12 protein-coding genes are annotated in these 15540 nt (G+C 45.4%); 4 read left to right on the forward strand and 8 right to left on the reverse strand.

Features of this window, described 5'->3' with window-relative positions; genetic code table 11:
- Window positions 1-159 precede the first annotated feature (159 nt).
- The gene (gene dnaB / locus P5674_RS01605) at window positions 160-1923 is read right to left on the reverse strand and encodes a replicative DNA helicase (RefSeq protein WP_006616435.1); all 1764 of its coding nucleotides are present in this window, start codon (window positions 1921-1923) and stop codon (window positions 160-162) included.
- A 115-nt stretch (window positions 1924-2038) separates the two neighbouring features.
- A complete protein-coding gene (gene rplI / locus P5674_RS01610; protein ID WP_006616436.1) occupies window positions 2039-2497 on the reverse strand; it encodes a 50S ribosomal protein L9 in 459 nt (152 codons plus the stop codon).
- Window positions 2498-2653: 156 nt separating this feature from the next.
- On the opposite strand from rplI, the gene P5674_RS01615 reads away from it, so the two are divergent.
- The gene (locus P5674_RS01615) at window positions 2654-3436 is read left to right on the forward strand and encodes an amino acid ABC transporter ATP-binding protein (RefSeq protein WP_006616437.1); all 783 of its coding nucleotides are present in this window, start codon (window positions 2654-2656) and stop codon (window positions 3434-3436) included.
- 56 nt (window positions 3437-3492) lie between these two features.
- On the opposite strand, the gene P5674_RS01620 is transcribed toward P5674_RS01615, so the two are convergent.
- The 3 genes from P5674_RS01620 to P5674_RS01630 form a co-directional block, all read right to left on the reverse strand.
- Window positions 3493-5217: a potassium channel family protein gene (locus tag P5674_RS01620; RefSeq protein WP_014276833.1), complete on the reverse strand. Its 1725-nt coding sequence runs from the start codon at window positions 5215-5217 to the stop codon at window positions 3493-3495.
- A gap of 188 nt (window positions 5218-5405) precedes the next feature.
- Window positions 5406-6992: a hypothetical protein gene (locus P5674_RS01625; protein WP_014276834.1), complete on the reverse strand. Its 1587-nt coding sequence runs from the start codon at window positions 6990-6992 to the stop codon at window positions 5406-5408.
- 45 nt (window positions 6993-7037) lie between these two features.
- Window positions 7038-7988: an ABC transporter ATP-binding protein gene (locus P5674_RS01630; RefSeq protein WP_014276835.1), complete on the reverse strand. Its 951-nt coding sequence runs from the start codon at window positions 7986-7988 to the stop codon at window positions 7038-7040.
- A gap of 127 nt (window positions 7989-8115) precedes the next feature.
- On the opposite strand from P5674_RS01630, the gene P5674_RS01635 reads away from it, so the two are divergent.
- Both P5674_RS01635 and P5674_RS01640 read left to right on the forward strand, forming a co-directional pair.
- Entirely contained in the window at window positions 8116-8700 is a 585-nt protein-coding gene (locus tag P5674_RS01635) for a nicotinate-nucleotide adenylyltransferase (RefSeq protein WP_014276836.1), read from the forward strand.
- Between the two features lie 2 nt (window positions 8701-8702).
- On the forward strand, window positions 8703-9437 hold the full coding sequence (locus P5674_RS01640; RefSeq protein WP_006616567.1) for an NUDIX hydrolase: 735 nt from the start codon (window positions 8703-8705) through the stop codon (window positions 9435-9437).
- Between the two features lie 863 nt (window positions 9438-10300).
- Here P5674_RS01640 and P5674_RS01645 read toward each other — a convergent pair.
- From P5674_RS01645 to petB, 3 genes are all read right to left on the reverse strand, one after another.
- On the reverse strand, window positions 10301-12850 hold the full coding sequence (locus P5674_RS01645; protein WP_014276837.1) for a glycosyltransferase family 39 protein: 2550 nt from the start codon (window positions 12848-12850) through the stop codon (window positions 10301-10303).
- Between the two features lie 45 nt (window positions 12851-12895).
- On the reverse strand, window positions 12896-13378 hold the full coding sequence (gene petD / locus P5674_RS01650; protein WP_014276838.1) for a cytochrome b6-f complex subunit IV: 483 nt from the start codon (window positions 13376-13378) through the stop codon (window positions 12896-12898).
- A 95-nt stretch (window positions 13379-13473) separates the two neighbouring features.
- On the reverse strand, window positions 13474-14142 hold the full coding sequence (gene petB / locus P5674_RS01655; RefSeq protein ID WP_006616443.1) for a cytochrome b6: 669 nt from the start codon (window positions 14140-14142) through the stop codon (window positions 13474-13476).
- A 327-nt stretch (window positions 14143-14469) separates the two neighbouring features.
- Between petB and P5674_RS01660 the strand changes: the two genes are divergently transcribed.
- Window positions 14470-15198, forward strand: a complete 729-nt coding sequence (locus tag P5674_RS01660; RefSeq protein WP_014276839.1) for a hypothetical protein — start codon at window positions 14470-14472, stop codon at window positions 15196-15198.
- The last annotated feature ends 342 nt before the right edge of the window (window positions 15199-15540 follow it).

Raw genomic sequence — 15540 nt, forward strand, 5'->3', positions numbered from 1 at the left:
GCGAATTAATAATTAATTATTAATTATTAATTATTAACCAGGTGGGGTGGGGCGGGTTTAGTAATCTTACTGGTGGGATATTTCATTGACAGTGGAACCCGCCCCTACAGGATAATGGATAATGGATAATGGATAACAGGGAATAATTAAAAGTAAGAATTATCTGCCTCTGGCGAGATTACGGAAGGTTGTATATTGAGGGTCAAAAAGTAGCTTGATAGTTCCTGTGGGTCCGTTGCGGTGTTTGGTGATAATAATTTCGGTTAGACCGCGATCTGGTGAATCTGGGTTGTAGTAATCATCTCGATATAGCATAATTACTATATCGGCATCCTGCTCAATGGAGTTGTGGACGATGATATTATTAGCTACAAAATTATGTAAACCGGGAACTGTTAAATCATATACATCGGTTTCTGTAGCGGGTTCAATGGCAGAAATTTCATCCCAATAAATATTAGTTTCGGCGGTACAAGCGATTTGACAACCCGTAGTCAATTTATCTAAACGTTCCCAACCTTTGAGGGTAAAAAATTGATGATTAGCGGTGGCTTGTATAGTACCTCCTAAACGAGTTTTTAAATGAAAAGTTGGCTTAACTCCGGTGGCAAAAACTCGCTGAACTGTGGCTTTTTCTAACTTTTGAGTGTCTGGATTTACAGCTAAAACTGAAAAGTCAGATTTGCCAACTAATTCTCGAATGGGAACTGGTAAACGACTATCTACTAGGGTGACTAAACTATCCCCTGATAAACAACCAGACTCTCTTAAATCGGACATCATGGGACGTTTATTGGTGCGTGATTCAACGCCTCGACTTAATTGGGAGAGGGTGATTACTGGCAGATTTAGTTCCCTAGCTAAACCTTTAAGCGATCGCGTAATGCGAGATAATTCCTGGACTCGGTTATCAGGGTTAGCACCTTCCATTAACTGCAAATAATCAATTAAAACCAACCCTAAGTTACCACCTTGTTTAGACTGTAGCTGGCGGGTTTTTGAGCGCATTTCGGTAACTGTAAGGTTGGGAGTATCATCAATAAAAATTGGCAATTCTGATAGGGTTCCGATCGCCTGAGTGAGGGGTTCCCATTCAGCTTGGCTAATGCGTCCCGATCGCAGTCGATTACTTTCAATTCTGGCTTCACTAGATAACAGTCGTTGAACTAACTGTTCCTTAGACATTTCTAGGCTAAAAACGGCAATTGGTAAATTGTGTTTTTTAGCAATACTATGGGCGATCGAAATAGCAAAACTGGTTTTTCCCATAGAGGGACGACCAGCTACAATAATTAAATCCGACCGTTGAAAGCCTCCGGTCATGGCATCTAAGTCATAAAAACCGCATTCAATACCTGGTAATGCTAATCCTTCGGAGCGTTCTTCAATGCCCTGAAATGTCTCAATTAAGGTTTCTGAAATTGACAATAAATCGGGTTTTGGTTTAATTTGTGTTACCCCAAAAATCCGCTGTTCGGCTTGGTCTAAAACCTTTTCTAATTCCATGTTAGTCTGATAGCCTAACTGGGCGACTTCCTGACCAGCTTGGATTAACTGACGGCGCAAAAACTTATCTATGACCAATAAAGAATACTGGTCAATATTAACAGCGGAAATAGTGCGATCGACTAATTCGGCTAACTTCATCTGACCGCCAGCAGCATCTAATTGATTATGATCTGCTAACCAGGTAGTAACGGTCATTAAATCTGTGGGTTTTCCCTGTAAATGAAGGGTTAGGGTAGCCCGATAAATACTTTGATGGGCGCTAATGGCAAAATGTTCTGGTTTGAGGATGTCGGCGACGCGACTAATAGCTTCCGGGTCAAGAAGTATGCCACCTAAAATGGCTTCCTCCGCCTCAATATTTTGGGGAGGGTTGCGATCGTTGCTTAACGGCGATATCGGCAGACTCTCAGCCATAATTAGGATATTGTAGACGGTAGATAGTAGATAGTGGCTGTTTAACAGTTATTAATTAGCGGAAGCGGGGGCGCGTCTGGCTTGCGCCCCAGGATAGTTCTATGGTAGCAGATAGCTACTCAGCAACTACATGGATTTCCACGGTGGCGGTAACTTCAGGATGGAGTTTGATCTCAGCCTTATAGAAACCAATTTTGTTAATATCAGGTAAGGTGATACCACGGCGATCTACTTCTTGACCTGTAGCCTTCTGAATGGCTTCGGCTAGTTCGCTGGTGGTGACGGTTCCAAAGATAGCCTCATTTTCGCCGACTTGTTTAGCAATGGTAAACCGACCGATGGTTTCCAGGGCGGTTTTGCGGGATTGGGCTTGTTGTTTAAGTTCAATCAACCGTTGACGTTCTTCTTCCCGGCGGCGTTCGACCTGTCTGAGAATACCGGGAGTGGCGCGGACTGCGAAACTATAGGGTAGCAAATAGTTGCGCGCATAACCGGGGGCTACTTCTACTAAATCGCCTTCCCGTCCTAATTTGCTAACATCCTTAGTGAGAACGACTTGAGTTCGCTTTGACATAATGGTTCCTCATAACTTTTTTAACCCAAACACTCTATCTTAGCGATATAAAGGGGGCGATCGCAAGTAAAAACGAAAAAATCTGTGTCGGGCAGTCCGGGCAGATTTCAGGTATAATCGACGGTAAAATTTAATATGACTTGAATTGTACCTAAAATGACACAGACACAAGCCGGTCCGCCCCAAGACTCGCAAACACCCGTTTCTGATGCTGTCATTATCGCTCAGGATGTCCATAAGTGGTATGGTAATAACTTCCATGTTCTCCGAGGTGTCAGCCTAACGGTGAGACGGGGTGAGGTGGTGGTGATCATGGGTCCGAGTGGTTCGGGAAAATCTACGTTTATTCGGACATTTAACGCTTTGGAGGAATTTCAGGAAGGGAGTATTGTTATTGACGGGATCACGCTTTCCCATGATTTGAAAAATATTGAGGAAATTCGTCGGGAAGTGGGAATGGTGTTCCAGCAGTTTAACCTATTCCCCCATTTAACCATCCTGCAAAATGTCACCCTAGCACCGATCTGGGTGAGGCGATGGCCGAAAGCTAAGGCTGAGGAGGTGGCTATGCAACTTTTGGAAAGGGTTGGTATTCTGGAACAGGCGAAAAAGTATCCGGGTCAGCTTTCTGGGGGTCAGCAGCAACGGGTGGCGATCGCCCGCGCCCTAGCTATGCAACCGAAAATTATGTTATTTGATGAACCTACGTCCGCCCTCGACCCGGAAATGGTGCGGGAAGTATTGGATGCGATGCGGACTTTGGCTAGTGAGGGGATGACGATGGTTTGTGTCACCCATGAGGTAGGATTTGCGCGAGAAGTAGCCGATCGCGTTGTTTTGATGTCAGATGGTCTGTTGGTGGAAGAAGGGACTCCAGAGGAGTTTTTCAACAATCCTCAAGAAGAACGGACTAAGAGATTTTTGTCACAAATTCTATAGTAGAGTTGAAAACCTGAAACGGTTAGCAGGAAAACATTGCAGACATCAGGGATAAGTTATCTGTCGCTGGTGGCTTTTTCGGTTGGGCTCAAATTCCCGGGGAGACGGTTAATAGATAGAGGATGCCAAAGTTGTTGGAGACGGTGCGCGGGAAGGGTCAAATAAAGAACATCTCCAGGATTTAGCAGGGAGTCTAATAACTTCCAACTATGTATAGTTTGGCTGTTGGTTTCGATGTACAGGGGGACAAAATCAACTCTGGTGGCGACATCTCTCACCCTTTGTCCGCAAAAGGGATGGTTAGCGGTGATGAGGGTAGCTAGGGCGACCCAAAGACTATCAGCGGTGATGCCATTGCCTAAAATTCTACCGCCGATCGCCGCTGCCGCAAAGGCGGGCGTAGCAATTTCTGTGGGACTCAAAACGGTCTCAAAATCAAATACCTGCTGAACCATTAACCCAAATTGAGGGTCTTGGTTACGAACTATCATCCGCAGGTGGGGTGCTATAGCCCTGGCGCTGAGGGCTATTTCTAGGTTGGCGGTGTCGTCACTGGTGACGGCGAGGAGGGCTTCTGCTTGTCGAACATTGACGCTGTCTAAGACAGACGACAGGGAAGCATCACCTTCGACAAAGGGTATTCTAAGCGATCGCACTGTACTGATAAAGCGACAGTTAGGATCGCGATCAATGACCACTACCTCATAGCCGCTGCGGTGTAGTTGTTCAGCAATTAGAACACCAATGCCACCCAAACCACAGATTATATAATGGTTGCGTTGTGGAACCCGTGTAGCGTTGAGATATTCAGTTAACCTGGTTCCTAGTACAAAGTCATTAAGTAAGGCGTAACAGACACCAATTACCCCGGCACCTACTAGCATCATTATGGCGGTGAAGATTTTAATGCTATCAGGGGCATTTTCTGCGACTTTTTCATTACCACCAGCCCCGGTAATCATTCCTACTGAAAAATATAGGGAGTCAACTAGGGAATTATCTAAGTTAATGCTTACATAAGTTAGGGTAGCCAAGAAAATTGTCAGCATTAACACCAGGGTTATTAAAAGGGCTTTTTTGCCATGCTGTTGAAACTTTTTTAGGCTGTTGATGAATTTCATCCCCCTTTGATAGAGGCTGAAACGCTGGGTGCGGATACTGGGTTTAGTGGCAATAATTAGGCGATCGCCTACATCAAGTTTTTGTCCCTCAATAACTGCTGAAACTAGATCTAAGTGGCTATTATTAGGAATGTAATAGATCAGCATTCGATCGCGATCGCACCATAGGTCATGGAGGCTTTTACCGACCCAAGGATGTTCAGGATCGATAAATTCTTCATGAATTGGCCAGGTTTGGTTAAATAGTCGCAGTTGACCAATAGCACGACTTCCCAAAGCGGCAAAGGTAAACACGGGAGCGGCTAGGGCGGAGACGCTCATGGTAGTATGATCTGGTAAAATGCGATCGAGGCTTTGTCCTAAATTAGTATTAAACAGACGGCTAATAATTCGGATTTGGGGATTGAGAATCCTCGCTTGCATTAAAATTGCTAGATTGGTAGCATCATCATTACCAGCCAGTACGAGGGCATGGGCGCTTTGAATACCAGCGGCTAACAGGGTAGAGGCGGCGCGAAAACTACCGACAACTACATCTGATCCTTCACCTTTGACGGGTTGCTCATTCACCCCTACAACAATAGCTCCTTGTTGTCTCAACAGACAAAAAATTTTGTAGCCAGTGCGTCCTAAATTGCAAACGATAATTCTAGGTTTCATATTTCAGGAATTGTGGACTCCCAGGGGAGGGTCTAGGTCTACTGTCGGGTGTGTAATCCACCATTATGACAGCCACAAATTATGACAATTGTATCCCATAACACCGTTTGGCGATTAGATAAATACAGGGCGATCGCTATCAATCACCCTGAGTTAGAAAATCTGAGTTAGAAAAACTCTAGGTCAATCTACCTGTTAGTTAGCAAGGCTTTAGATTGAGATTCTCCGGCTTTGAGCAAGTTTTTATGTAGCTTCACATTCAGTAAGAATAAGCCAGTCCATTGGATAGCTATAGCCAGGAAAAAGTCGATAAATTGTGCTGATTCTAAAGTAGCCCAAGGCATAAAAGACAGCAAAAATGGCAGGGGATATTGGTGGGGTTCTATTGCCATAAGCACTATGGAAATGAAAGGAAATACCAGGATAGCGAGAATAATTCCTCCCGCCCAAAGTTGCGGTTTGATGATTTTATTGAGTAGAATTAACTGCGCTACAGTTGCACAAATTAGAATTAAACCACCCAGGAGAACCAAGCTAAAAATAACCTGCCAATTTTGATGAGATTGGTAAGAATTAAATTTAAATTTCGCGGTCAAAATCCAGGGAGTCCACAGGACAATTGTGATCATGATATTAGCGAATATTGCTAACATATTGGGGCTTTTTTCTGCCCAGAGTAAATCCTGGAATAGTTGGCGATTTTTGAGGTGATTACGGGTAGACTCTCGACGATAACGCGCCCAATCTTGCAAGGGTTGACGCTGAGGAGATAAGGCGGCGATCGCCAACAATAAGCACCAGGGAATTAGCCCATATAGGAAAAATGTTCCTAAGTCCTGCCATGATGTAGACCGGATAGGAGTGACAAAACCCAGTAAAAATATGTTGAGGCTAAATACTGCTAAATAACTCTGTTTTTTGCTGAGTAATGTGGTAGCGGGGTCACTGAATCGGCGGTTTAAAACTTGCCAAGTCCCCACCATTAAAATCACTAAACTTAGGCTCATAAATCCATACCAGGCAGCTATATTATAGCTAACCGGAATATTAAACCATTTAATCCATAAATCCCAGCGATTATTAAAATCTTGCCAAGCATTTGGGTTATCGTTTGCTAATCGGGCTACACCAAAGATTAATTGAAAAAATTGTAAGCTGGGAAAGACTATAAATACAGCGATTAATGCTCCTAGCCACCCGGCGGCAAATCCTACTAAAGGTAATAGCAGAGATAGGCTAAATAAACTCATGGCGACAATAGCAAATACCCCGTATTGTAATAACAGTAATCCCATGGGTATTTGTGCGTTAATAGCCACGACAATCTGCAATGGTAAAGCTAAAGATAATCCTAGGTATAGTAAAATGGGAACACCCATTAGCTTTCCGGCTAAAATATCCCGACCTGGTTGAGGACTGAGGCGGATAAAATTGAGGGTGCCGCGCTTTTCCTCTAGGGCCAAATCTTGAATGAGCATATACACGCCACCCAACATTAAAGCCATGGGTAAAATCCAATTCAGGGTCATAAATATATCATTCCACCAGGTTTGCCATTCAATGACTATGGGTAACTGTTTAGAGTCTAGGACATATCGACCATAGGGACTTTTTTCGGTGGGTAATTGAGCATAAAAGAAGAAGATCAGCAGTGCTTGGCTGAGGAGAGAAACACTACTAACTAAGGTAATGTTGCGAGGTTTGAGTCTGCCTTTTAATTCTCGAATTAACTGGGGATTCCAGTTAGCTACAGATGCCATCAAATTAGGTATCATAATCATTACCTGAAGTCAAGAATAGTTGGTTAATTGTGAGCGGTTTTAAGATGCCTGTTTATGTCCCAATTTCAAGAAAATTGATTCTAAATTCTCCTGGGTGGGATAAAATTGGGTAATAGGTAAACCTGCATCTATGAGCGATCGCAATAAAAGGGCTTGTGTTTCTAAATCACCGGTAAACTGCACCCGTATCTGTTGAGTTTCGGGAATTACTTCCCACTCTTCTATATTGGCACAATTTTTTAAATGTGTAACTAAGGGATTAACAGGTCCGAGAGTGGAAATGAAAATTTGTTGATTACTCAGGCGCTGATAGAGTTCGGCTAAAGATGTACTCTCGACTAAATAGCCAAGTTCCATAATACCGATAGATGTACAAAAATCCTCTAAATCGCTGAGAACATGGGAAGAAATGAGAATTGTCATTCCGGCTTCTCGGAGGGTTTTAATGATGTCGCGAAACTGTTGGCGGGCGATGGGGTCTAACCCGGAAACGGGTTCATCAAGCAACAGCAAGAGGGGTTGATGAATTACTGTCCGCCCTAAACTTAACCTTTGTTTCATCCCCCGAGACAGGGTAGCAATTAGGCTATGGCGTTTATGGGTAAGATCCACTAATTCTAAAACTTCATAAATCCGTTGCGATCGCTTAGGTTCTCGGAGATAATATAATCCAGCGAAATAGTCGAGATAATCCTCAACTGTCAGATCATCATAGAGGGGAAAATCATCAGGGAGATAGCCAATATACTGCTTTAAAGTGGGATTAGTGCGATCGCGTAATAGCCTTTCTCCGTGAATATAAATCTCTCCGGTTGAGGGTTCTTCTGCAGTCGCCAGCATCTGCAGTAGGGTAGTTTTTCCCGCCCCATTAGGGCCAATCAATCCGTAAACTTCCCCCGCCGCCACCTGTAGGTCAAGGTCATGAACTGCTATATGGCGGTCAAATTGTTTGGTTAGTCCCCGGGTTTCAATCGCCAATTCTTTAGCCATAAGGGGTATTTTGTGAATTGTTATTTTGGACTACAATGCTGACTGTTCTGGTTACGGAAGGATGATGATTATTGTTGCGAGTTTCCCCGTATATAGGGATAATAAACCCAGTGATGAGCATTAATCGATGAGCAGAATTGCCTTGTTTGGAACCAGCGCCGATCCTCCCACAGAAGGCCACCAGTCTATTCTAACTCAACTAGCTCAGAAATTCGATCGCGTTTTAGTCTGGGCTGCTGATAACCCTTTTAAGTCTCATGGGGCTTCCCTGGACCATCGACAAGCCATGCTATTTGTGTTGATTAACTCAATTTATCCACCCCGAAATAATATTTTGCTCAAACCAGAACTTAGCAGTCGCCGCACCATTGAAACCGTCCACCAGGCTCGGAAATCTTGGCTTAATGATCACTTTACCCTAGTTATCGGCTCAGATTTGGTATCACAGATACCCCGTTGGTATAAAATTAATGATCTGTTGGGTGAGGTTAACTTATTAGTGGTTCCCCGACCAGGCTACGACATTGAAGACTCCGATTTGGCAAAACTGCGGGAGTTAGGGGGAAAAGTGGCGATCGCCAATTGGCAGGGTTTACCTGTTTCCTCCACTGATTTTCGCCAAGCAGGTGATCCCCATCCCATTCCGGCGGCGGTGGCTGATTATATCGCCCGCCAAAATTTATATCAATCTAGTTCTGGCCAGCAGTCCTGAATATGGCAGGAAATCCCCCACAACCATCGACTAGCCACCCCCTCGCTGACTTTAAGGTAGGAGTGGATAATATTATTTTTTCCATTGATACCGCTGCTCATCGCCTGTTGGTATTATTGGTAATGCGACAACAGCAACCTTTTTGCGATCGTTGGAGTCTTCCGGGGACCTTAGTGCGTCAAGGGGAATCTTTAGAAGATGCAGCTTATCGGATTTTAGATGAAAAAATCAAGGTAGAAAACCTTTATTTAGAACAGCTTTATAGTTTTGGCGGACCCCATCGCGATCCGCGAGAAAGTGCAGGGAGTTATAATGTTCGTTACCTATCTGTGAGTTATTTTGCCCTAGTTAGATTTGAGGAAGCCCAACTAATTCCTAATCAATCAACCGGGGTAGCTTGGTATCCCATAGAAGAAGTACCATCTCTAGCATTTGACCATAATCAGATTTTAGAATATGGATATCGTCGCCTGCGTAATAAGTTAGAATACAGTCCAGTAGCTTTTGATGTACTGCCAGAACTCTTTACCCTAGGGGAATTATACCAATTTTATCTAACAGTTTTAGGTGAGGGTTTCTCGGACTATTCCAATTTTCGCGCCCGTTTACTCAAGCTAGGCTTTCTGTCTGACACAGGTATCAAAACCTCTCGCGGCGCAGGACGACCCGCCACCCTCTACCGCTTCGACGCTGAAGCCTTTAGCCCCTTAAAGGATAAACCTTTAGTTTTTGTCTAGTGCGCTACAGCCAATTCAAATAGTAAGTAATTATCAATTACTAATTATTACACATATCGTAGGGTGCGTCAGAGGGATAACCTATCGGGTCAACGGCAAATTTTGTTCATCTGACGCACCACCCATATGGTGGTCAAGAAACCCGGTTTCTCAGTCGAAACGGTGGGGCGGGTTTATTAATATCGTCGTGGGAATGGAGAATTGACAGGGGAGGCGCGCCCCTACAATGATTAATTATTACACATATCGTAGGGTGCGTCAGAGGGATAACCTATCGGGTCAACGGCAAATTTTGTTCATCTGACGCACCACCCATATGGTGGTCAAGAAACCCGGTTTCTCAGTCGAAACGGTGGGGCGGGTTTATTAATATCGTCGTGGGAATGGAGAATTGACAGGGGAGGCGCGCCCCTACAATGATTAATTATTACACATATCGTAGGGTGCGTCAGAGGGATAACCTATCGGGTCAACGGCAAATTTTGTTCATCTGACGCACCACCCATATGGTGGTCAAGAAACCCGGTTTCTCAGTCGAAACGGTGGGGCGGGTTTATTAATATCGTCGTGGGAATGGAGAATTGACAGGGGAGGCGCGCCCCTACAATGATTAATTATTACACATATCGTAGGGTGCGTCAGAGGGATAACCTATCGGGTCAACGGCAAATTTTGTTCATCTGACGCACCACCCATATGGTGGTCAAGAAACCCGGTTTCTCAGTCGAAACGGTGGGGCGGGTTTATTAATATCGTCGTGGGAATGGAGAATTGACAGCAGGTGGGGCGGGTTTATTAAGATGGTTGTGGGGATGGAGAATTGACAGCGGAGGCGCGCCCCTACAATTAATAATTATTAATTATCAATTATTAATTAAACTTAATGCTTGTAAGTCCTGTTTGGCTTGCATAAAGCGCCCTTGTAACAGGGCAGAAACCCCCCGTAATACTAAAAACTCTGGTTGTTCAGGGCTTAACTCTAAGGCAGGTTTTAGGGCAATTTCGGCAGCTCTAGCGTTAAAATTATATAGGTGTACAAAGGCGAGATAACCATGGGCGAAGGGGTTATTAGGATCGAGTTTGGTGACTGTTTCTAAAGCAGCGATCGCTCCATTTACATCCTGTTCTAACACGGAAGCTAAAGCTAGGCTATATGCTAGGTTTAAATTATCCGGTTCTTGGTTTAACCTATAGGCTAGGGTTTTTTGGGCCTGTTTGGTATAGTCCTGGACAGGATCATATTGGTTAATGCGACGAATTTCATTAAAAATTACCTCCAGTCCCTGTATACCCTGGGGAAGTTTTAGGGCGAGTTGTTGAAGTTGGGTAATTAAATCCAATTCTGGGGCGGGTGAGGGGGCTGCATTAGGGTCAATGGTGAGGGTAATGGGGGGGGAGGCGATCGCATAGGTTTCCCCGGTTTCTCGGCTTAAATAGGTGGCTTGCAGGGTATAATTGCCCGGTGTAGCATCCGGTGGCGGCAGCATAGCCATGCGTTCAACCACCTCGAACCCTGTGGCTGTGTCTTCTGGTAATTCTAGCCGTCCTGAACCTATGGCGCGATCGTGGAACCATTGGGTATTATTGTCATCATCTGATCCAGTCCAAGTTAATAACACCAAACCCGACTCAAGCTGTTGTGGGGGACCTGACCAAATGTAGGTAATGGGAATGGGAGTCCCTGGGGGGGTGCTTTCAGGAACAATTACCGCCTCTAAATTCACGACCTCAGAAATATCGGCGCGGGGGGAAACTTCCACGGGTGAGGGGGTGCAACGATGGAGGTTTAAAGTGCTACCATCTGGTAGGAGCCAATTACGATAAACTGGGAATTGAGGACCTTGGGCGATCGCCGTTACCATCAAGGCTTGGGCTTCTTTAATGCGATCGACAGAACCCTGATCTCCCGTTTTGGTGATAAACCAACAAAGGGAACCAGCATCTTGAGAAACTTCGTCATAAGCAATACCCACCTGGCGACCGTAGACCTGAAAATCTTTAATTGCGCCATAGTAGTCGATATTATGCTGATTGATATTTTCCGTGGAAGGCAAAACCCCGATGGTATTCTGTAGGTAGGGTTCGGCTGCCAAAATGGTTGATATAATTTCTGGGTGAGGCCAGTTAACGCCTATTTCGGCGTGGCGGGTATTTCCGGGACTTAGCAAGCTGCGGAATTGTTGACCGGGAACTCCACCCACGGGCCACAGAGTTAAGATCATTAACAACACAGCTAGGGCTAAAGTTCCCCAACGCACTCTCACCCCCCACCATTTCGGCCAGAGGGTGAGTCCCCAAGCTAATACAATTGAGAGCATGGGTAATAGGGCGAAATTGTAGCGAAAGTCTTTATTGGGGTTGAGAGAACAGAGTAAATATCCCCCAATGAGAAAGACTCCTAACCAGGCGAAACTAGATTTCGGGGTGTCTGGGGGAAGGCTGCGCCACCGAATTAGGTAAAGTAAAAAACCGACAATGGGAACTAATAATAACGGCCAGGACACATGGTCCGGGAGGAGACTTAGATAGTAGGTCCAGGCTTCGGGGTCGGTTAAGGGAGGATCTCCTTCGGCGCGCGCGGCGTATATAGTGGCCCGTTGTACTGATGTGATCATTAACAGCCAGGTATTTGACAGCCACGGACCGAAGACTAACACAGACAGCAAGCCAGCGATCGCCATTTGAAAAAACCTTCCCCAGTCCCGTCTTTTTAGGGTTCCCACCGTTACCCACAACAGGGGAACAAACAAAAATAGGGCGGTGGTTTGTTTGACTAAAAATGCCAGTCCTACGGATATTCCTACGGCGATCGCCCATAACCACTGATAACGCGGTTGTTCACATTTGCGCCACATAGTCAGCAGGAAAAAACAGAAGGCGACACTGGCCGTGACGGGATAATCTAGGAGATATTCAAAACGATATAAATATAATGCCGGGAGTAATAAGCATAAACCCGCCGCCCATAAAGCTACTTGGCGGTTAAAAAGTTGGCATCCGATACCGTACACAGACCCTAGTAATATGGCACTAAAAAGCAGATGCACTAGGTTGGCAGTGTCTGGACTAGGATCCCATATATTTTGAAAGGGAATGGTGAGAATATATACTAGGGGGGGGATTTTGGCTGACAGGTTCCAGATATAATCCCACCATTGACCAGAAAACCATTGGGGGTCCTCGAAGGCGCGGCGATAGATCAGGCTTCCTGTTAGGTAATAGGCGGGGTCCCAGGCGGGTACAGACCGATCAAAGATAAACCAAAGGCGATCGCTAATGGCTCCTATTAGCCAGATTATACTAATGGCGATCGCACCTGTTATTTTTTTTGACCCTTCAGCGATAACCTTTCCCTCCCGATAACTCTGAACCTCATCAAAACTAAACCGAGCTTCCCAGACAATATTGGACACCTTCGCCTCAATTGCCTAAGAAACCCGATTTCTGGTGTCATTATACTAGAACAAGCCCAAAGTGAAAGACTTGTCAATGGGGAAGGTTGCGCCAATACCTAGCCAGAGGGTAACAAAAGTTCCAAATAGGAATATTGCTGTAGCGACAGGACGGCGGAAGGGGTTCTGAAACTTATTGACATTTTCAATGAAAGGAACCACCAATAGACCTACCGGAATGGAAGACATCATTAACACCCCTAACAATTTGTTCGGGACTACCCGCAGAATTTGGAACACCGGCCAGAAGTACCACTCTGGCAGAATTTCCAGGGGAGTCGCAAACGGATCGGCAGGTTCTCCTACCATAGCAGGGTCAAGGACTGCCAAACCAACGATTAGGGCAAAGGTTCCCACGATAACCACCGGGAAAATATACAGCAAGTCATTGGGCCAAGCTGGTTCACCATAGTAGTTATGGCCCATACCTTTAGCAATTTTTGCTCTCAAGACTGGATCACTAAGATCCGGCTTTTTCATGATTGACATGGTGCGATCGCTCTCCTTAGTATTATGATTCGGCTCTGCCACCATCGGGGTAGCAAAAGCTACTCCCATCTGATGGTTTAAGATTTAGGCAGAGTTTAGAGGGGGCCTGAAATACCTTGTTTACGGATCATCAGGAAGTGCAGCAACATGAATACTGCAATCAACCAGGGTAAAACGAAGGTATGCAGGCTGTAGAAACGGCTGAGAGTGGGTTGTCCTACCGCAGCACCACCGCGCATCAATTCAACAATAGTTGAACCTACAATGGGGATAGCTTCGGGAACTCCAGATACAATTTTAACCGCCCAATAGCCGATTTGATCCCAGGGAAGAGAATATCCAGTTACGCCAAAGGAAACTGTGATCACTGCCATAACTACCCCTGTTACCCAGGTGAGTTCCCGTGGCTTTTTGAAACCGCCAGTTAGGTAAACCCGGAAAACGTGCAGGATCATCATTAATACCATCATACTGGCAGACCAGCGATGGATAGAGCGAATCAGCCAACCGAAACTTACTTCTGTCATGATGTACTGAACAGAGGTAAATGCTTCGGCGACGGTCGGCTTATAATAGAAGGTCATCGCAAACCCAGTAGCAAACTGGATTAAGAAGCAAACTAGGGTGATCCCACCCAGACAGTAGAAGATATTTACGTGGGGAGGGACGTATTTGCTAGTGATGTCGTCGGATATCGCTTGGACATCTAGCCTTTCGTCAAACCACTTGTAGGTTTTTGATTCGGTGATTTCCTTTGAGAACATGAAGCTAGGATTCCTAAAATATTAATTGCTGCCTTGGTTGTTAGGTCTGAACTCTAACGCTCATATGGGTCAATACACCAGACTAGCCAGACTTTCCCGTTTAGTTTGGTTAAAGGTCTCTGTCAATTATATGGCAGTGCTAACCTTGAACCCAACGGGTGATTTATATCTCGCTACTTGAGAAGATCGGGGATTGGTTGAATGCCTCTCGGTTCAGTCCTAGGAGGCCTGAACGCAGATGCTGAAATTTCACCAAGTGCTGAGGATAGCAGACCCAGTGTTCTCTCCTCTCATAAAAAATGTAACATAACTTTAATCATTATTTGAATGAGCGAAAATCAGATTTCCCCAAAATCAAGTCCCCATTCTCCCGGCGGCGGAGAGTATTTATCTCTATTGCTGGCGGTGGCTTTTTTACTGTTTCTCATGCGGACGGCTTTTCCTTGGCTATTGGCGATCGCCTCTGGGGTCGGTGGCTGGATGCTATGGCGATACTACTCCTACCAGTCCCGCCGCCTACAACAACGCCTCGATACGGCTTTTTATGCTTTAATCCGGGAACATCAAGGACGGATCACCCCTTTGGACCTGGCTTTGGCTACTCAGCTTCCCGGTCCCCAAGTTCAGGCTTATCTCGACCAAAAGGCGCTGGAATTTGCGGCTGAGTTTGAGGTAACAGATGATGGTAGGATTTTTTATACTTTCTCGACGGTCGCTTCTGTGACTGTGGCTGACCCAGAACCTGCTATTGATACCACAATGGCGACTGTGGCTGACCCAGAACCTGTTATTGATACTCAAGTTGTGAAGGTTCCCCGTCCGACTGTGGAACTTCCCCCAGTTTCTGTTAATCAAACTCCACCGGCTCAGGGGTTTGATGTACCCAATACTATTAGACCTAGGAAACCAAAACCTGTTAGACCCTACCCCGAGGCGATCGCCTGCGAGTATTCTCAGGAAAACCAGGAGTTTCCGCACCCGCCAGAATTACCTAGGTCTGAGATCACTGAGTTGATGGAACGTAACCGCTTAGGCGATCGCTTTTCAGCGGACTAAGTTGATATAATCGATATACAGTGCGGGACGTTCAGGCATTAAATAGGGTAGAAACACCCGAAATAACCGCCTGATGGCGACTTCAGCCCCTTGGTTGAATATAAGAGGCTCGCCTCTGAGCATCCCCATAAATGTTTATATGTCCCAAAGTTTGGTATATAAATATACAAAACAAGGCAGGGAACTCAAGGTCAAAACGCAAAATCGGGAATCTTAACGATTTCTTAACAATTGCGTTGAGAGTAACGGCGATAGCCACCCCCAGTTTTGGGAATCATAACCCCAGGACTGAAGCGGGGAACGGAAGGCGTGAAGTAGAACCTACTACCAGAGGCGACCACT

Origin of the sequence: Limnospira sp. PMC 289.06 (assembly GCF_032350395.1) — a bacterium.
GTDB classification, from domain to species: Bacteria; Cyanobacteriota; Cyanobacteriia; order Cyanobacteriales; family Microcoleaceae; genus Limnospira; species Limnospira platensis.